This window comes from Mycobacterium parmense, assembly GCF_010730575.1.
GTDB classification, from domain to species: domain Bacteria; phylum Actinomycetota; class Actinomycetes; order Mycobacteriales; family Mycobacteriaceae; genus Mycobacterium; species Mycobacterium parmense.
Genome location: NZ_AP022614.1, coordinates 2,946,189 through 2,964,451, shown reverse-complemented (window position 1 = coordinate 2,964,451; position 18,263 = coordinate 2,946,189). Strand labels below are relative to the sequence as shown.

The 18,263-nt window shown below is 66.0% G+C and carries 17 protein-coding genes and 1 pseudogene; 6 read left to right on the top strand and 12 right to left on the bottom strand.

What is annotated here, in order from left to right; genetic code table 11:
- The first annotated feature begins 300 nt into the window (after nucleotides 1-300).
- From G6N48_RS13545 to G6N48_RS13535, 3 genes are all read left to right on the top strand, one after another.
- Nucleotides 301-1,188, top strand: coding sequence for a hypothetical protein (locus G6N48_RS13545; protein WP_085267705.1), 888 nt, complete (start codon nucleotides 301-303; stop codon nucleotides 1,186-1,188).
- 593 nt (nucleotides 1,189-1,781) lie between these two features.
- A complete protein-coding gene (locus G6N48_RS13540) occupies nucleotides 1,782-2,555 on the top strand; it encodes a hypothetical protein (RefSeq protein ID WP_163670830.1) in 774 nt (257 codons plus the stop codon).
- Nucleotides 2,549-4,159 (top strand): hypothetical protein, encoded by a 1,611-nt coding sequence (locus G6N48_RS13535; protein WP_085267707.1) that lies wholly within the window; start codon nucleotides 2,549-2,551, stop codon nucleotides 4,157-4,159. Before G6N48_RS13540 ends, G6N48_RS13535 begins: the two co-directional genes overlap by 7 nt.
- Nucleotides 4,160-4,395: 236 nt before the next feature.
- On the opposite strand, the gene G6N48_RS13530 is transcribed toward G6N48_RS13535, so the two are convergent.
- Nucleotides 4,396-4,770 carry a hypothetical protein gene (locus tag G6N48_RS13530; RefSeq protein WP_161494169.1) on the bottom strand — a complete coding sequence of 125 codons (375 nt, stop codon included), beginning with the start codon at nucleotides 4,768-4,770 and terminating at the stop codon, nucleotides 4,396-4,398.
- On the opposite strand from G6N48_RS13530, the gene G6N48_RS13525 reads away from it, so the two are divergent.
- Together G6N48_RS13525 and drmB are read left to right on the top strand one after the other, a co-directional pair.
- On the top strand, nucleotides 4,732-7,635 hold the full coding sequence (locus tag G6N48_RS13525; protein ID WP_161494170.1) for a helicase-related protein: 2,904 nt from the start codon (nucleotides 4,732-4,734) through the stop codon (nucleotides 7,633-7,635). The genes G6N48_RS13530 and G6N48_RS13525 overlap by 39 nt on opposite strands.
- Entirely contained in the window at nucleotides 7,632-9,425 is a 1,794-nt protein-coding gene (gene drmB / locus G6N48_RS13520; protein WP_139825626.1) for a DrmB family protein, read from the top strand. The genes G6N48_RS13525 and drmB overlap by 4 nt, the downstream gene beginning before the upstream one ends.
- Nucleotides 9,426-9,484: 59 nt before the next feature.
- On the opposite strand, the pseudogene G6N48_RS28265 reads toward drmB, so the two are convergent.
- Nucleotides 9,485-9,616, bottom strand: a pseudogene (locus tag G6N48_RS28265) (recombinase family protein); the annotation flags it as partial.
- A 317-nt stretch (nucleotides 9,617-9,933) separates the two neighbouring features.
- Between G6N48_RS28265 and G6N48_RS13510 the strand changes: the two are divergent.
- Nucleotides 9,934-11,286, top strand: a complete 1,353-nt coding sequence (locus G6N48_RS13510) for a hypothetical protein (RefSeq protein WP_232066619.1) — start codon at nucleotides 9,934-9,936, stop codon at nucleotides 11,284-11,286.
- A 105-nt stretch (nucleotides 11,287-11,391) separates the two neighbouring features.
- Here the strand turns inward: G6N48_RS13510 and G6N48_RS13505 are convergent, their stop codons facing one another.
- The 10 genes from G6N48_RS13505 to G6N48_RS28925 all read right to left on the bottom strand — a co-directional run bounded on the left by G6N48_RS13505 (nucleotide 11,392) and on the right by G6N48_RS28925 (nucleotide 18,158).
- Nucleotides 11,392-11,946: a recombinase family protein gene (locus G6N48_RS13505; RefSeq protein ID WP_264049911.1), complete on the bottom strand. Its 555-nt coding sequence runs from the start codon at nucleotides 11,944-11,946 to the stop codon at nucleotides 11,392-11,394.
- Nucleotides 11,947-12,227: 281 nt separating this feature from the next.
- Nucleotides 12,228-12,515 (bottom strand): hypothetical protein, encoded by a 288-nt coding sequence (locus tag G6N48_RS13500; RefSeq protein ID WP_085267712.1) that lies wholly within the window; start codon nucleotides 12,513-12,515, stop codon nucleotides 12,228-12,230.
- Complete coding sequence (locus tag G6N48_RS13495; RefSeq protein ID WP_085267713.1) at nucleotides 12,515-13,498, bottom strand: caspase family protein; 984 nt, start codon at nucleotides 13,496-13,498, stop codon at nucleotides 12,515-12,517. The genes G6N48_RS13500 and G6N48_RS13495 overlap by 1 nt, the downstream gene beginning before the upstream one ends.
- 5 nt (nucleotides 13,499-13,503) lie before the next feature.
- Nucleotides 13,504-13,875 carry a TIR domain-containing protein gene (locus G6N48_RS13490; RefSeq protein WP_085267714.1) on the bottom strand — a complete coding sequence of 124 codons (372 nt, stop codon included), beginning with the start codon at nucleotides 13,873-13,875 and terminating at the stop codon, nucleotides 13,504-13,506.
- Nucleotides 13,876-14,034: 159 nt separating this feature from the next.
- Nucleotides 14,035-14,433, bottom strand: coding sequence for a DUF2510 domain-containing protein (locus G6N48_RS13485; RefSeq protein ID WP_085267715.1), 399 nt, complete (start codon nucleotides 14,431-14,433; stop codon nucleotides 14,035-14,037).
- 465 nt (nucleotides 14,434-14,898) lie between these two features.
- The gene (locus G6N48_RS13480; protein ID WP_085267716.1) at nucleotides 14,899-16,101 is read right to left on the bottom strand and encodes a hypothetical protein; all 1,203 of its coding nucleotides are present in this window, start codon (nucleotides 16,099-16,101) and stop codon (nucleotides 14,899-14,901) included.
- A 74-nt stretch (nucleotides 16,102-16,175) separates the two neighbouring features.
- Nucleotides 16,176-16,265, bottom strand: coding sequence for a DUF2510 domain-containing protein (locus tag G6N48_RS28930; RefSeq protein ID WP_197745591.1), 90 nt, complete (start codon nucleotides 16,263-16,265; stop codon nucleotides 16,176-16,178).
- A gap of 155 nt (nucleotides 16,266-16,420) precedes the next feature.
- Complete coding sequence (locus G6N48_RS13470) at nucleotides 16,421-16,792, bottom strand: DUF732 domain-containing protein (protein ID WP_085267718.1); 372 nt, start codon at nucleotides 16,790-16,792, stop codon at nucleotides 16,421-16,423.
- Nucleotides 16,793-16,799: 7 nt separating this feature from the next.
- On the bottom strand, nucleotides 16,800-17,132 hold the full coding sequence (locus G6N48_RS13465) for a DUF732 domain-containing protein (protein WP_161494171.1): 333 nt from the start codon (nucleotides 17,130-17,132) through the stop codon (nucleotides 16,800-16,802).
- A gap of 774 nt (nucleotides 17,133-17,906) precedes the next feature.
- Nucleotides 17,907-18,158: a DUF732 domain-containing protein gene (locus G6N48_RS28925; protein WP_408632584.1), complete on the bottom strand. Its 252-nt coding sequence runs from the start codon at nucleotides 18,156-18,158 to the stop codon at nucleotides 17,907-17,909.
- Nucleotides 18,159-18,263 lie beyond the last annotated feature (105 nt).

Sequence of the window (18,263 nt, the reverse complement as noted above, 5' to 3'; positions counted from 1 at the left end):
TGCGCTACAACTACGGTCTCCACCCGATATTCGAACTCGCGAGACGTTCGGTCCGAATGACGTCGGGTACACCGGAACCTCGAAGCGCGGCGGGCACCTGTCGCTGCCCTGCTTCGACGAATCCGGCGACGTCGCGATCATCGAGATCGCGTTCCACAAGGGCGACACCACGGTGGAGAAGCTCACGTACCCGCGGGACCCAGTCCAGGTGCACTCCGCGCTGTACAAGCTCCTCGAACAGTCCGAGGTACGGGACTGAGGCCCTGAGCTGGTAAGAGCGGTGCAGGTAGGCACTGGACGGTGACGTTCGCCATCGCGGAGATCCTCGGAGACGCGGACGGACGCATCACGCTGCTCGCGGACACCAAGGTGACCGACTTCCGGGACGAGACGCTGACCCGGCGGATCTACGAGGACCCCTGTCTCAAGGTCGTGATCGTCGACGACGACATCGCAGTCGCCTTCGCCGGGGACAATCCCGAACCCGCTCTCAAGCACGTCGCAGGGCTTCGAGGCCGGCCCGTGGCCGAAGTCGTTGAGGCGCTTCGCCAGTACAGCGCGGACAACGCGGAGAGGAACCGCTCCAAGTCGTTCCTGATCGCCAAGCGTGCACCCGATCCCAAGCTATGGCGGATCACCTGGGGCAAGGGCGAAGCCGCGGGACACCTGCCGCGGCTCTGGATCGGTGATCCCGCGGCGTTCAGGGCATTCCAAAGCCAGCACCAGTCGGCCCTGCTCGACCGGTCGGCGGAGTACCGACTGTTCGCCGCGATGATCGCGGTGGTGTCGTTCGACGACATCCCCAGCGTCGGCGGCTACATCACCCGAGTCGCCGGGGACTCCGCGCTTCCGTTCCGCTTCCATAGCGATCAGGTGGGTACCGGACCGTGGGAGACAGAAGGCGCCATCGTCGAACAGAACGGAGAGCAGACGCTGCGGATGCGGGTGCCGCCGGGCGTCGACCCGTCCCAGCACAGCCGGCTCGGTGTTCCCGGCTGCGACTCCACCTTCAGTGCCATGGCGTTCTTAATCCCGGAGATCCGCACGGCCTGGCTATGGACTCACGCCGAACCGTGGGAGCCGCCCGTCAAGCTCAGCGGTGTCGCGACCATGTACGAGCTCGTGAGGAAAGCGGAGCAGGATCACGGCCAGCTGCTGGCACCGGCGAGGCTGATCCGGCCGGCGTAGCCGGTCACTCGTCCCGCTCCCCGGCGTTCCACTCGCGCGGCTCGCAACTCCGTGCGCACCGCAGAGCGGCGGTGTTCCGGACGGTGATGCCAGTGGCACATCCAGCGGGGTGACAGCTTCCGGAACAACTTGCCATGCTCTGCGAGGGATCGCCACCGAGGGTCATCTGGGTCAGCTCGGCGGCCGACCTGCTAGCCCCTGAGCCAACCTGAAAGATTTCGTTTAGCTAAGTCACGGATTTATCCACGCAGGTAAACGGATTCGAATATCGTGCCTCGTCGTGGGGAAGTTCAAGGGCGTCAGCGGGCACGGCTTCAATACGAAGACGTGGTTAGCGCTGCGGTCGCGGCCAGCGTTTGGCGCGATCATCACGTTCGCCGTTGCGCTCGTACCGGCTGAGTAGACGAAGCCCCTGACCGGAACGTCGTCACGAAGTGGTACAGGCGCTACCGCAGAATGTTGAGCCAGCGACGCGTTATCCCGCTGGGTTGCTTCACCTGGGCCGCTTGGCGGAGCAGCTGACGATCGCTGGCCCGAGGGCGGGGCGAAACCTACGGGTCGTGGTCACTGTCCCGACGCTTCGACTGGCCGGCGTGATGGCCGCGCTCGGCGCCGCATTTGCGCGCGTCGATTGCTTTGATTGCGAGCACTTGAAGCTTGAGCGCGGCGTGCAAGTCGCGGGCTGGTGCTCGGGGCGGCTCACGGACAAGCGACTCGACGAATTGAGCGACGACGAGCTGAGGTTCGGTGGACTCCGGCTGCGCGGCAACCGAGACAGCGTCCACCGATTGCCCGCGGGGTTCCCGCACCGGCCCGATACAAGGTTGCCGGACAACGTTCGGGTCGAGGTCGCGGAAGCGCTTGACTGCGCGCAGGGCGTTGCCGGGCAACGGCTGTCCGCCACCTGTGCCCATCCCGTCGTCGTCGCGGGCGAGCCGGGGTCGTTCCGCGCGGATGTCGACCTCATGTTCCCGTCGGAAACTTCGCCTCGCCTTCGGGGCCGGTTGTTCGCGGGGCTGCAGTTGCAAGGCTGGTTCCGGTACCCGGTGCTGCTGATGGGCGCGATTCCGGATCGCGACGAAGTGCCGTGGGCGGCGGCGCTACGTCCGCGCCTTGTCGTCATCGTCGGGTCGGCCGGTTGGGTCGCTAGTTCACGGCGTAACTGGCCGGAGGTGCCCATGCTTGTGCTGCTCTCGCGACGCAGATCCGCGGCGGCCGATGCCGCGGCGGGTCTGCAGGCGTCTGGATGGGCCGCGCCAGCCGTGTTACCCGCCACGCTCAGTGCGCTGCTGGCTCCGAGGGCAGGACTAGAAGTGCTGTCTCTGACGGAGCCGGAGGCGGCCGCCGTTGACGAGGACTTGTGGTGACGGCGCTGGGGGAGTGGTTAACGACGTGGCGGACGTCGGAGCACCCGTCGATCAGGATCGCGCGCGTGCAGTGGCGGGAGCTGGAACAGGTCACGGTCTCTGGCGGCTTGCTGCGGCAGTTCGTCGAGACCTCTTCGGTGGCGGCGGACGTTCTGGCGGCACTTTTCAGGGTCCGGCGCGTGCTCACCGCCACGCCGTTGGCGCCGACTGACCCGGTCGCCGGTCTCACAGACACCCTCGGGGTCGTGGAGCGGTTCCTCGCGGAGCGCCCAGACCACACGCTCTGTGACCGGCTGCGGGTCCTTAGCGATGCGCTGTATGCGCTCGCGGTCTCGTCCTCGCCGATCGCCGCTCAGGTAGAGGACGTGCTGTGCGAGTACGGCGCAACTCCCGAGGGCCGGCCGGAGGTGATCCTAATGGTGCCGCGCCCGCAGTGGCTTGAGCCGATCAGCGCATGGTTGGCCGGCAATGACCTGAACTGTGTGGACACCGCCTGTCCCGCAGACCTGCGAAGAGCACCGGTCACGCATCAGGCGGCCGTTCTCATCGGGCATCCGGCGACGGCTTTCTCGTCGCCGTTCAGAGCGGCCGACGTGACAATGCGAGAACTGGGCTGGCTCCTGACGGCACCCGTCGCCCCCGAGGTGCGGGTTGTGCTTACGGCCGACGCTCCGCGGCTGCGCGCCAACGACCTGTGGCTGTTGCCGCCCACAGGCCGGCCCCAGCTCGCCCTGCACGACGACGGGCCGCAGCGAAGTGAGCCGGCCCTCCACGGCTGGCTGCATGGGCGCGAGGCATCGGCGGCGGCGCAACGAACCCCACGCCCTGCCGCAACCGCGACCGAGGACATGGCGGAAGCAGTTGAGGTGCAGGTGGCGTCAGGGCACGCGATTTTCTTCCATCCGGAAATCGGGCCTCGGCCGCACGTAGTGGCCGTCGACGACGAGACCGATGCGGTGGCGTTGTCCGCCGTATCGCTGGCCACGGTGGCCAGGGGCGTGGTGCTCGCGGTGCGTGTTGGTGCTGCGCCGCATGCACAGCTCGTGGCGCGGGCGGACGCTTGGCTCGAGCGGCGGCGGGGCTGGTCGCCAGGTCGCATCCTCGAAGTCCGGGGCTACGTCGCCAAGCTGAAGACGGCGCTGCGGTCCGCGCTCGCGGCTCACGGGCATGCGGCGCTGCGCCGTGACCTGGCACAAACACTCAGCGATGATTACGCGCGAGTGCTGCTGCGCAATCCATTGGACGAGTCGTACATCGCGCCGCTGCACGAGCACGGGTTCAACGCCCTCGTCAGGACGATCAGCGCGTCGGAGCTACTTGGCAGATTCGGCGACCTGACAACAGTGCGCACCGCTCATCACCAAGCCGGGGAAGAGATCCGCCGCGACCTTCTCGCGCTGCTCGGCGACCGCACGTGGGTGGCCGACGTCGATGAGAACGGCTGGGCGGTGCTGCACGCCGGCGACCTCGGGTCACTACTGCTCGCCGTGGTTACAGCCCGACTCGACGAACCCGTTGCGGTTCCGCGCACGTGGCTCGGCGTCCCGATCGACGCGGCGGGCCGACGCGTCACCGCGCTGACGGCAACAACGGGGTGCGCATGACACCGGAGGAGACAAGAGACCTTGTAATCGACGCCGTCCGGCGCGACCTCCTCGGCCCGCTGGCCGACGCCGATGGCACCTACCCCGGCGCCACACCCGTCGGCTTGACGCCCGGGCAGAACATCAACCGGCCCAGAGACCTGAACCGGCTGTTTGTCAGCGAACACGGCGGGGAGATCCTCGTCGGGCCTCCGACGGCGCAGTACATCGTCGGCGCGTTGTACCCGGTGCTGCGTCTAGAGGAAGAACGGGACCTCGACGCCGAGCAGGCGCCGTCGATGCCCACCGTGGAGGAGACCGGTGACGACGCTGCCGACGTTGCGCCGCGGCCCGCGACGCCCACTCCTGAGGGGGCAGGCGGGGACGCCGACGATGACGAAGCCGTGCTGGAAGACGTGCCATGGGACCGCCCCGGGCGGCCGTCTTCGTTCGGGCTTTCGTTCGTCGTCGCCGAGGAGACGGCGACGCTGATGCTGCGCGTCGACGGTGCGCGGTACGAGCCTTTCCCATTCAGCTTCATGGGCTCGTCGCGCACCGGATGGCACCGGATACCGGTACACGCCGAGGTCACGGTGCCGCTGGGCGGCGATGGTGCGCACGTCAGCTCTCATGAATCGGTCATCATCGAGCCGCTGCGCCTCGAGGTGGGTGTCCACGCACGCGCGACCGTCAATGGTCGGCGGATCATCACCTGCTACTTGGTGAACCGAACGGTGGCCAATGGGCTCAAGCTCGCCCAGCGGGTGTTGTTCACGGCACGGCTCACCGCAGCGGTGCCGAAGGCACAACTCATCGACTACCCAGACCAGGACGCGGACACGACGTCCGAGGCGGCGAGCCTGCGACTGCTTTACGCGCACGCACCGGTACGCGCCGTGGGGCATGGCGTTGACGCCGTCGTGACCTGTCTCGGCGATATCGCTTTCGTGCGCACCGAATCGCTACCGGTTGCCGCGGTCCGCGGCACCACCCCGAACATCGCCGACGCGGACGGTTCCCTCGCGGTTGACATGGACGCGCTCGGCCGGTGGGACCTCGATGCGGTGGCGACCGTTGAACGGATGATCACCAGCTACCGCCACTGGATCAGCGACTTGGCACAGGCCGCAGCGAACTTGACCGGACCGGCACGCGACACCGCCCAGGCGCACGTGCGGGCCTGCGGGGCATTCGCGGATGATATCGCCGCTGGCTGGGCTCTGGCCGCATCCGGGCCTGTGCACGAGTGCCTACGGGGGGCGTCATCGGCGATGGCGCAGCAGCGGCGCAGCTACGCGGCGCCGACCCGTGCGGTGAGTGTGACCAACGGGGTCGTCACGGTCGCCGGCACTGAACCAGGCAGCGCCGGCCGCGCCGAATGGCGGCCATTCCAGCTGGCGTTCCTATTGGCCAATCTCGCGCAAGTCGTCGACCCGCAGCATCGACGGCGCGGCGTAGTCGATGTCATCTGGATGCCCACGGGTGGTGGCAAGACCGAGGCGTATTTGGCGCTGGCTGCCTTCACCATGCTGTTCCGGCGCCGGAGTGACCCCGCCGCCGGCGGAACGGCGGTGATCATGCGCTATACGCTGCGCCTGCTCACCGCACAGCAGCTGCAACGCGCCGCGTCGCTGCTGTGCGCACTGGAGACGCTCCGCGTCGCAAACCCGGCGGTGTTGGGCCGCGAGCGGTTCTCGATCGGGGCGTGGCTGGGTCGGGCCAGTACCCCCAACTGGCGCAGGCATGCGTTGGGGGAGCTTCGCCGTCTGGCCACGGGGCGACGCGGTGCGACGCGGCCGTTCTTGTTGTCGCGCTGCCCGGCGTGCGCGGCTGCGCTCGGCGACGTCGTCGACGGGCGGGTACTCGGTTATGGCGTTCAGTCAACCCCCGGCGGTGACCGGATGCAGGCGTCGTGTCCGAACCCGGCTTGCGCGTTTCACCTCGCGAATAACAGAGGGCAAGGACTGCCGGTCTATGAGGTGGACGAGGACATCTACATCAAGCCGCCGACGTTTGTCGTCGCGACCGTCGACAAGTTCGCGCAACTCGCGTGGAACGAGCGCGCCCGCGCGCTGTTCGGCCTGGACGGCAACGGGTCGCGAAAACGGCCGGCACCGGCACTGGTCATCCAAGACGAGCTGCACCTGATCTCCGGGCCGTTGGGCAGCCTCGTCGGGTTATACGAGTCAGCGATCGACCAGCTGTGTCGGCACGACGGGGGCTGTCGACCGCACGTGGTGGCCGCGACCGCCACCACCCGCGCCTATGCGCGGCAGGCGGCCGCGCTGTATGCCTGTCCCGCCGACCAGGTGCGGCTCGTGCCGCCGCCGGGCCTGACCGTCAACGACAGCTTCTTCGCCAAGCTCGACGCGGCGAGCGCACCGCGGACCTTTCTCGGCGTGTGCGCCACCGGCGCGGCGAAGTTCGCGCACGTGCAGATGCGCGTCCAGGCGAGCCTGGCCCACGCCGCGTCCGCGCTCGAGCAGCAGAGCGCGCCGGTTGACCCGTACTGGACCAACGTCGTGTTCTTCGGTGCGCTTCGCGATCTCGGCCAGGCGAAGGCGCTCATCTCGACCGACTTGCGCGCCTACGCGTGGCGTCTCGTGCGGGCCACCGGCATTCGCACCGGTGCCCCCCGCAGCGGCGGAGAGCGCCGCGCCATTCGGTCCCTCATCGACGTGGAGCTGACCAGCGCATCCAGCAACGCCGCGAGCGAGGCCCTAGAAGCACTATCCCGACCTCGAGGCCAGCCGGGAGCCATCGACCTCGCGCTGGCCACGAGCGTCATCGAGGTCGGCGTCGACATCGACCGGCTCGGGCTGCTCACGATCGTGCGTCAGCCGAAAACCGCCGCGCAATACATCCAGGTCGCTGGCCGCGTCGGCCGTGACCCGGGCAAAGGGCCGGGACTCGTCGTTGTCGTGCTCAACCCGCTAACCGGCCGCGACGTGAGCCACTACGAACGGTTCACCGCGGTGCACCAGCGCTTGTACGCAGCCGTGGAGCCGGCGAGCGTCACGCCGTTTACCGACGCCGCGCTCGAGCGCGGACTGCGCGGAGCCTTGGCGTCTATCGTCCGGCAGGTTCGCACTCAGGGCGCCGACCGCGTCTTACCCGACGACATCGCGCTGGTCGGAGCTGCCGCACAAGGCATCGGCGAGCGAGCGACCCAGCTCGCGGGCGCCGACGCGACGGCCCGCGTCGACGCGCTGGCCAGCGATGCGCTCAACGAAGTGCAGACCGCCGTCGAGGAGCAGCTCGCGTGGGGGGTCGCGGGACGGCCCGGGGTGCAATTTTTGCGACCCCTGGAGGACCCGGCGCCGATCGAAACCGCAAGCTGGCCGGTGCTGACGTCGCTACGCAGCGTCGACGCCGACGCGGCACTGCGCATCGACGAAGACTGGCTTCCCGCCCGCGTCGGCACAACTGACGAGACCAAGCCGATCCCCGCAGCCGTCGAAACGCCGGCCGCGGCCGACGATGGGGAGGCGTGGTGAGCCGCCAGCTGTTCGTCACCCCCGTACGCCGCATGCACCTGATCGCGCCATTCGGTCCCGGGTCTGTGCTGCTCACCCGTAACCGCGTCAGCGCAATCGTGTGCGCGCCAGCGACGTGGCTGCGTTCGCTACCGTCGCGTCCACCAGGATCCGTCCCGATCCTCGATGAACTCACGATCACCGACCGGCACCTCCAGGCGGCGACCGCCGTCGCGCGATTCGTGATGCCATGGCCCGCAAGCGACAACCCCTCGCGCGACACCGATTGGCTCGTCCCGGCGGCGCGCTTCCCTCTCACAGAGGCATGCAGCAACCCGCAGTGCCAGCGGCTTGTTCGGCGCGACCCGGCGGACGCGAACGAAGGCCGCTGTGATGCCTGCGCGTCATCGTCCGCGCGGCGCGCCAGGTGGCCGACGTTCCAGACCGCGCTCGTTTTAGCGTGCCCCGCTGGCCACCTCGATGACGTGGACTGGGCCGCGTGGCTGCACGATCAGAACGGGCCGGCCTGCTCGCAGCATGACGTGCGGTACCGCGTGTCTGGAGCCGCAGACCGTCCACTGCTGATGTGCAACAGCTGCAACCGACGGGTCCCGTTCGACCCGGACATTGACTTCCCGTGCACCGGCGCACGCCCGTGGCTACCGCATGCCGGGGCCGAGCCTTGTACCGGCCGCGCCAGACCGATCGAGCGGACGTCGAGAACCTCGTACTACCCCGAGCAGCTGTCCAGCCTCACCATCCCAGTCGCTGGCGCCGACAACCCGGCGCTGCTGCACGCCCTCACCGACAACGCGACCTTGCGCACCCTGCAGCAGCTTGCTCGCACCCCGGAAATCATCAGGAGCATCACCGTGGTCGCGACCCGTCTCGGCATCCGCACCGACGCCCAGGAGGTCACACGCCACCTTGACGCACTGCAGCAAGACCAAGTCACCGGCCCGAGCCGCGCTGAGGAATTGACCGCGCTGCTGTCCGTGGACCACCCCCGGCGCGCGACCGGGGCGCTGCCCGACCTCATCGTCGAGCCACAGGACATCAACATGTATCGCAATAGCAGCTTCGGCAGGTTGCTGTCCGCTGTCAGCCTCGTGCCGCGCTTGCGGGAGACGCGCATCCTGGCCGGCTTCAGCCGCATCGAACCCTTGCCGGTGGATCCGGAGACCGGGTACGCCCAACTGTGGGGGAAGCCGCACCCGGCCGCGTTCGCGCAGCAATCCGACGACGACTGGCTGCCCGGCTACCAGGTCTTCGGCGAAGGCTTATTGTGTGTGCTCGACCCATCTGCGGTTGGCGCGTGGGTCGCGGGGGCTGGCAGGGACGCGCGGCTTGTGAGCGCGGCCGGCCCGGCGCTCGGACTGAACGAACCCGCGCAGCCGTTGCCTTGGCTTCTCGCGCACACGCTCGCCCACTTGGTCATGCGTGCCGCGGCACCGCACGCAGGGTATCCGCTGCCGGCTTTGCGGGAGCGGATCTTCGCCGTCGACAACCGCACGGCGTTCCTCGTCTACACGGCAGCCGGAGACGCACATGGAACCTTGGGTGGCCTCGTCGAGCTCGGCCAGCCGCAGCGCCTGCGCGAGATCTTCGACGCCGCAGTCGCTGCCGTGGCCTGGTGCGCCACCGACCCCGTCTGCATAGAAGACGCGCTGGGACCGCGCGGCCGCGGGTCCACGCCGGGCGCCTGCCACCACTGCCTGCTGGTTCCTGAGACCTCCTGCGAGGCGTTCAACCGCGGGTTGGACCGGGCCGCCCTCATCGGCCACAGCACCATGCGCGGCTTCCTTGGGTAGGGCGCGGTGGCGACGTCACCTTGCCGACTGCCCTCTCGCGCTTGCGGGAGTCGACGATTCTATGGATCGGTGACGAAGACGAGAGTGACGTCCCGCGCCGTCGGAGCCGTGACCGTCCCCACGATGTGCATCGCGTTGCGCCCGAGACGGTCGAGTTTCGACATCACGGTGGTGTCGCGCTCGCGGACATAGTCGAGAAGTGTCGCCGGGTCGGTCGTCTCGTGCTACCAACATCGTCGGAGAAGCCACCGTGATCAGGCTGCGGAAAGCAACTCATGTCGGACGCCGATGCGACGATCAGGCCATGACGATCACGATCCCCGACGGACAGCCAAACAGCCGGTTCATGCGGTTCGTTAAAGCACCAATCAGGGATACCGGAAACCTTCCGCCACTGTTCCCGCTGCGGCCAGCGACACGACCACTCCGGCTCGGCATCGACACTACGACGGTTCCAGCTCCGCCAGATGGGTACCTGCCACGATTCTTCGGACGCGACGAGGTTGACGTGCAGCTTCTTATACCCGCGGGGGAAGACGTCCCCGCCGCCTGGATGGACGTGCTGCCCGAGCCGCTGGTCCGTCAGATTGGCTTCACGTCGGTCGAGGACGCGGGCAGAGAACTGGACACCCGTTACTTCTGGATCACCACCGAGACTGAACGGGAGATGTCGCGCACCCGGGCGCACTTCTTCGACGTCTTCCAGCATCTCGACGCTCAGACCGCCCCCGCCAATGCCGAGCCGATTCCCATCGAGCAGCGCCACCACGCCGCCGCCTACGCCGCTGCTGCCGCCGAACTGGGTATCGACGCTATCGTGACTCACGCTCCCACAGCAGGCCGAAGCGACGTCGCCGACAACGACGTGGTCGCCAGCGTCACTCCGGACGAGGCGGTGGCGCTGATCGGGCACTACCTCCGGATGACACACAATCCAAAGGTTGAGATCCAGCGGGGCCGGTTGGTCGGTGGCGGCACATGGGAGAGGACCGAGTCGACTGCGACGCTCGCGAACTTCTACGACTGGGGTGTCGTCTCCTCGATGGCGTACTTCGACGTCTTCCCGCACATCGCTGCTCGCCAAGGGGATCTGGAAACCGTCAGCGCGCTCAAGTCGATCAGAACTCGGCTGGCCCGCGCAGCCCGTGCCCTCGACGAAATGCTGGCCGCACTTTCCAATCAGCTCGACGGCAAGCATCGCGCCGACGTGATCGAGGTCGCCGCCGAGGCGTTCGACCGCGAGTTGCTCTACCTCGCCGCCGCTTTCGACATCTATGGACGGCGCTTCCCGCTACTCATCGACCCCACCCGCGACCCTTCCAAGTTTCGCTTCTCGCTCGACGGGCGCGGCTACGTCAACGACCACCTGGCCAAGCAGTACGACGCGACGGCGCTCGAGGACGTCACTCGACTTCACGCATACGCGGGCGTCTGCAAAGTGCTCCGCAACCACATCCACGACGGCATCCTTCCCGTCGACCAACACCCTGGGCGGCAATACGGGAACTCGACGAGCATCGCGCTCAACCTCGACGCCATGCCCGAACTCGCGCCCGGGGCAAACAACGGCATGGAGCAAGAGCACTTCGACGCTCTCGGAGTCTGGCGAGCCGACGCCTCCGAGGCTTTCGGCACTTCGGCCATGGTCGCCGACCTCGCAACGGCAGGGTTCACGTTGATGAGTGCCGGTCTACGCCTCATCGAGGCCTTGACGGAGCTGATCCTTCGCAACAAACCCAAGTCGGCCACCAATCCCAGCTCGCTGCTGGGATGCGTACAGGCCCTTCCGGGGGAGACGACACCGCCAGCGCCGGAGCGCGCCCTCTTCTACCACGCCCTCTTTGGTTGGCACTCGATTTGACCAGATAGTGAGGTGAGGCGGAGGGGGGCTGCTCGTCGCTGACGAGGTCGCGGTACACGCTGGCGCGGGAGACGCCCGCCCGAACGCTGACTTCGACGCAAGTTCTCATTGCTCTTCGTCGTGGGCCAAGTAGCGATACAGCGTCGTCCGGCCAATCCCGAGCGCGCTGCAAATGGTCGCCGCGGTCTCGCCGTTGGATTTCATCCGCCCGGCAAGCGCCGCCTGCTCGGGGTTCAGTTTGGCGGGCCGACCGAACTTGCGTCCCGACTTGCGGGCATGCTCCAGCTTGAGGGCGGTCCGTTCGCGCACCAGCTCGCGCTCGTACTCGGCGATCGACATCAGGATTCCGGCGACCATGCGCCCGGTGCTCGTCGAGGTGTCGACGCCGTCGTGCAGCGACCGCACCGTCACCCCGCGCTCGGTCAGCTCGTGGAGTGTGTTGACGATGCTGCGCATGTTGCGGCCCAGCCGGTCCAGCCGCCAGACGATGAGGGTGTCGCCTTCCCGTAGGTATTGCAGGCACTCGGCGAAGCCGGGGCGGTCGTCCCGTGCACCGGACATGACGTCGCGGAAGACCTTTCCCGCCCCCGCGGCGGACAGCGCCTCGGTCTGCTGCTCCAGGGTCTGCGAAATGGTCGACACACGCGCGTAGCCGATCACGGTGGAAGTTGTCTGGGTCGCGGAACTTAGGCTCACGGTTCAGTGAACCGAAAATAGTCGCTGCCGTATTTCCGAACAGTGCACTTTCGGCACGTACTTACGGCACGGCCGGTCGTGGGGAAACAGAACCGGTCGAGCGGCGACCCCACCCCGTTCCGGAACCGGTCTATTACGAAACCCTAGGTCGGGCGTTGATCGGTGTCCGTGGGTACCCTCGCTTATTCGCATTACCGGTCGGTTCCCTGAATGCCGTGCTCGTTGCCCGTTGGCGCACTGAAGTGTCAGCCTTCGCGGGTGAGCGCATCGACGATGATTGGGAGGTAGCGGCGTACCTGATCTTGATCGCTCTGTTGCTCCTCTTTGGACAAGTCCGAGTAGGAGGTGGCAATTTGTGCGTCCCAACGAGCGACCAATTCGGCGGGAACCACGAGTGAGCCATCGTCTCGCCGCTCGCCGTGATCATGGACGTATTGCTGCCAGTGTGCCCACCGCTCGTGCTCCACTGCTGCCAAGCGGCTCATCAGCTCATCGCTTTCGAGGACTTTGCGGATGTGGTTGTCGCTCTGCATTAGATCAGATTCTGCTTTACGAGCTTCCAGTAATGCTGGCCAAGTACTGTCAGTTCGCACGCCGTTGACCCCATCGCTGCATGCCACATGTGCTGGGCGGTTACGGGTCGAACTAGGTTGACCTTGGCGAGGTTCTGTAGCACCGCGAAATCCTTGGTCTTCGCAGGATCTGGGGGTGGCACCGACGGGTCCTCCCCTCCCGACCGTTCCGGCTCGTAGCTTGGGTCGAGGAGTAGTTGCGTCGTAGGGTCCTCAAACAAGCTGGTGAGTTTTCGCAGATCAGCCAACGCTATCGGTGCCTCAGTCTCGCGCAACGAGACGAATTTCTTTACGTTTGTCTTGAACACCGGCCGCTGTGCCCAGTTACCCAGTGACTGATCGATATGCGCATAGACACTTCCGGGCGTGATCGCACCGACGAGGTTGGCGGCCGCGCCGCTCAGGGCGTCCACGAGCAAGCTTGTGAATACCCCGGAGCCGCCGCCGGTCTCCATCGCGTACTGGTCGGCGGTCGAGGCTGTAAGGATCGTGACCCCGTCGGTAATTTCTGCGACCTGCTTCGCCACCGCGCTGGTTCCCGCAACACCGCCGTGACAGCTGTCGAGAATGATGACCTTGTTCTTCGCCTTGGATTGATTGGCCATGGCCATTACTTCGGCTAGGGCAAGGCCATCGTGTCCGGACTCGCAGTCGCTCGCGCACAGGAATCCGCCAGTGTCATCGATGTAGCCGTGTCCGGCGAAGTAGAACAACGCGATATCTGCGTCGTCGTTGAACAGCTCTTCCACTGCCTCACGGAGCTGCGTACGGGTGACTGGAGCTGCTGGCCCGGTGCCGGTCATCAGTCGCGGGGTGGCGAAGTTCAGGGTGCCGTCGGCGTTGCGCTCTAGTACGGCCTTGACGCTGTACGCGTCGTTCACCGCTCCGCTTAGCGGCTTGATGGAGACGTAGTAGTCAATGCCGACGATCAATGCCTTGCGCATGCTGGCTACAGCGAGTCGATGAAGCCAGCGATATTGGCGTCACTCCATACCACCGTGTTTACGCCCGGCAGCACGGTGCGATCGTCCTTGTAAGCCCAGATGCCGCGGATCGGTTTGTCCTCCTCCTTGGCGCACTCGATCTCCCACTCCTGGCCGTCCGAGGTCAGCGAGTTCTTGCTCACCAGCACTATCACCCCGGCCGAGCGACGGATACGGGTGCGAACCTTGTCTTTCCATCCGGAGTCGTACGGTTCCTTTACCGACATGTCGACGAACTCGTACGGAGCACGCGGATGCAGCGTTTGGCCCTTGAGGAAATCACGTTGCCGCTCATCTTCGATTGCGAACGCAATAAAAACGACCTTCGTCTCAGCCACGCTGTGACCCCCTCACCCACCGAGTCGCGGCTCTCCTTAGCCACGGACCAACTCAGCGAAGAGACTACTGCTCGCCCCCGACAGACGGTGGAATCTGAGCCGTTCCCGTTTCGCCGATTTGGACGTGTCCGACTGGTGGCCCCCGCCTGCCCAACTCAATCACCGAGGCGGTAAGTCGCTCCACCCCTTGCCGTTCCAGTAACGCTCTTCGCCCGTGCCCGCCGGGTCGGGGTACCAGCCACGCTTTGTGGCTCCTGAAGGCGGCGGAAGGATCTTCGTGGGCGCCGCCGCGGGCGGGTTGGCCCGGTAAAGGACCACGGAGCTAATGAGTAGTCCGACGCCCAGGACGATGAAGACCGTCGCCCACAGCTGGTGCTCGGAGAGTAGGGGCGCGCACGCCGTCTCCACATACGGGTCGAGCGTGCCCGAGCCCCCGCCGAACGCGGAGCCGCACGAGATGCCCTGCGCTGAGGCGAGCGAGATGTTGGTGTTGCCGATGACGAGGCCCGCGATGATCGCGACGATGCCGAGCGGCAACACGATCTTGAGAGCGGTCATCGGTCATCCCCTGCACGGAACGGCATTACGACACCTTGGTGAGGGTGAACGTGTCGGGGCCGTACGTCCGCGGCGGGTAGCCGCACACCCCGACCGTGGTCGACGTGGTACTCGTGCCCGTGAGTGTTGCGGCGTCGACCGAAATCGTGACTGTCGCCGGAGCCTGGGTGTTGGCACATCGCCTAGCCGTTCAGCTGGTCGGTCATCCCTGGGGGATCGCGTGGGCCAGCAGCTGGTCGACATTGCCTACCGGATCGCGGCGCCGACCTCGTAGGCGGTCTCGACGAAGGGCGGCCCGGAAGGCCCACCGAATTGCGGGCGACGTCGGCCCACGACGGTTGGCGGTTGGGTCCAGTGCGTTGCCTGGGCGGCATCGGCACGGGCGCTGCCCGACGCGTACAACAGCGGCAAACCAAGGACAGCCGCAGCAAGTGCGGCTGCAGTTGATCGCCGTCGCCGCCGTGCTCACTCGCCTTGTGCGCGCCGCACCACACCCTTCCAGACATTGGGGTAGGGGTAGCGGGTGTCGAGTTGGTCCCCAGATAAAAGTAATGCCCACGCGAGCAACACCGCTGCCGCGGCGGGGGCGGCAGGAAGGGCATTTGGAGGAACCGGAAGCGGAATGGGCACGTACCACAAATGTCCGACTCCCGGTGACAAAAGCTTTATCGGCCCTAACCACTTTTTGTTGGACTTCTCAAGCTTTCCGAGCCGTGCGCCTCGTTTGTTGTGCTCTGATTTCTTCAGGGGCTGGCCTGGGGGCTCGAATGCCGCTTCGCCGCGTTCGATGACGTCGCCCGTATCGTAGACCCAGATCAGCGTTTGGGAAATAAAGTCCGTGGTTTTAGTAGTAGCGCCCTTGACTAGCAACTTATCGAGGGCTTCGAAGCGCTGCTCGCCAAGAACCTTTTTCAGCAATTGGGTGGCCTTCCCGAGCGCCCACTGGCACCACTTAGAAATACCTCGTGGCAGTTCCTTGATCGCTAACTCCACTGCCCAGGAGCCCGGCTCCTCCAAGAGATCGCGCAAAACGTCCACGAGTTCCTTATTGGCCGGAAGTGGGATGGCGTCCATGAACGGGACGGCGGTTAGCCCGACAAACACACTGGTGATCGATTCCGCCGTCTGGCGTCGAATGACGCGGACCGCGTGGCCTACAGCGTCGCCATAGAGTTGCCCGGGGGGTTCGGGGGCTGGGTCGTCGTCGGTGCCGACCTGAAGCAGGCTTACCAGGCCCTCGTCTGGAGCTCCTGGGGGCCCGAAAGCGGTCGCCTCAAGCACAGCGTGCGATTCCGTCGGCCAGTCGGGGATGCTGGCGAGTTTGCGGTTCCCGTCGAGTGTTTCGAGTGGCTGCGCGAGCGCAATCTCGGTCGAAACCCCGGCGTCCAGTACCGACAGCGCCCCTAGGGCTAATTTGATCTCCGACTTGAAGGCGGGCTGGTCGTTTAATGTCGCGTCAAGTGCGGCGACGAAATCCTCGTGGACAGCGGCCCAGTTCCGCATCGCATCGTCAATACTCTCGCGGGCTTGCTCAACGCTCAAACCGCTATCGGGATCTCGCTCGTCAGTGCGCCTGTCGAAACGTGCGGCACGGACGGCGCCGATCACGCCCTCGAGTGCCTTTTCGACAGGCGCAACGTGGGGTTCCAAAGCCAGCGGAAGCGCCATCGGACAAGCAAAGCAGATGCGGTGTGCTTTTTGAGGCCGACCGTCGAGTCGTTCATGTCCCGGCTGCCGCAAAATCACCGTGGCGGCAGATCACTCCACGCATTGCCGTTCCAATACCGCTCTTTTCCCGTGCCCGCAGGATCGGGGTACCAGCCACGCCTCACTGCGCCGGGGGCGGCGGTAGGGGAGCGGATTTCGTTGTAGTCCGGGGTGTCTGGTTGGCGTGGTAAAGCACCACGGAGCTGATTAGCAGTCCGACGCCAGCCGCCTAGGACCAGGAAGACGGTTCCCCTGGACCGCCTGGGCCAGGTCCTGGAAATTACCTCCCGTGGTAGTGACTGGCCTGCTCGGGGCAAAGGTAATTCAGCGCATCGTCCACGAACTCCGAGGCGGTTTTGTGCTGTTGCGCGTCGGCCTGGTATTCCGATGGCAATCTTTGGTCTGCCAGCGGCCTGTGCGGCATCCCCGCCCACACCTGGTCGGTGACCTGCTGCACGGTCTCGCCGACGTCAAGCCGGTGGCAAACCTCGTGTCCTAGTCCCAGCAGTTTCTGGTCACCGTCGTCGGCGTGCATCCCCGCGGCGTGCACGGCGTTGAGGAACCCCTGGTCCGGCGACGGCGCCTGGTGGCAGGCCGCGATGACGGCGACCATAGCGGTCGAGGCCGCAGCCAGTCCGAACGTGCGCAACATCTCGCGCCTAGCCCCCCGCGTACCCGGCTCGCACTGCGCGAACTTCGGGTGCCTGGACGGCCCGGGCCAGTTCTTGAACCTGCCAGCCCTGTGACGGGCACAGCCACCGGATCGCGGCGCCGACTTCGTAGGCGGTCTCGACGAAGGGTAACCCCGCGGGGCCTGTCGAATTGGCTGCGACGTCGGCCCACGACGGTTGGCGGTTGGCGTCCAGTGCCTGGCACATCACGTAGCCGTTGTTGAGCAGCTGGTCGCTCGTGCCTGGGATGCCGTGGGCCAGCAGCTGGTTGACGTAACCCGCCTGCGCGGCATCGGCGTGGGCCCAACCCGACGCGTACAACGGCGATGAAACAAAGGCAGCCGCAGCAAGTACCGCCCCGATAGCCCTCACGGATTGGCCGCTCATCTGCCGGGGCTCAGTTCCACAACCCTGGGCAAATCGAGGGTCGACACTGTTGCACGGCGGGAAGTGTCCGTTGGGCGGCGGTGGTGGCTCCGGCGGGTAGCACCCCATTTGGTACGGCCAGGTGTAGGCGGGTTGCGCCGCCGCACTTGGTCGGGGTGCAAAGACCGACAGCGACCGATCACCAGTACTCGAGGGAGGAATATTGCGGGCAATACCAGGCGATCGCCTGCTTGGTGACCCACGCTCCCTCTGGGACCCCGTTATCCCACGCGGGCATGGTGAACCAATGTTGGTCGTCGAATTCCTTCGTGATGGGTCCATTGATTATTTTGCATGTATCGCGTGCCAGGCTCACGGGACTACCCAATTTATAATTCGTCACAGGCGTGCGGAGGTATCCATGTGGGCTACTATCATCCGCCTCGGAAGGATCATAAATCCGATGCACGTGAGTGGTCGTGTAGGCATCGACGTTCGCCACGAACTGCCGGTCATAGGGCGTCCATGGAAATGGATCGAGACGGTCGGCATCCGCTGGGGCGGCGAACATTAAGGGCGAAGCCGTAAACAGACCGAGCAATAGTCCACTGAGTCGGCGGGCCGAAGAACCCGTAGCCAAACCCCCAGGCAAGGCACCTTTATGCGCGCTCGAGCAAATTGCGTGGTGCCTTCCGCCCCGACTGCCCACAAAGTACCTCCGTCGTCCAGTCATCGTCGCTGCTGCAAAGGGAGAAGGACTGGTTCGCGGTTGTCAGTGCGCATCAGCTGCGGACACAGATCCACTAATGCCGCATCCACCGCAGCATTGCCAGCCAGGAGAGTCATAGAGGGGTTCGTCTGCCGCAGCCCGGCTGCTACCACCGCAGAGGGTGTCCCGCGCTCGAGATCGCCGCAGACGCGATCCCCGACTATCACGAGCGTCTGGTCGCTGTTGCCGTGAACACCGGCGCTAGCCAGCATGGAGAGGTACCCGGGCACGTCGCGGCGGCAATCCGTTTGGCCATCGGAACAGAACGACTTAGGGTCGGCCCGGGCATGACCGCTTCCCAGGACTGCCAGTGCCAG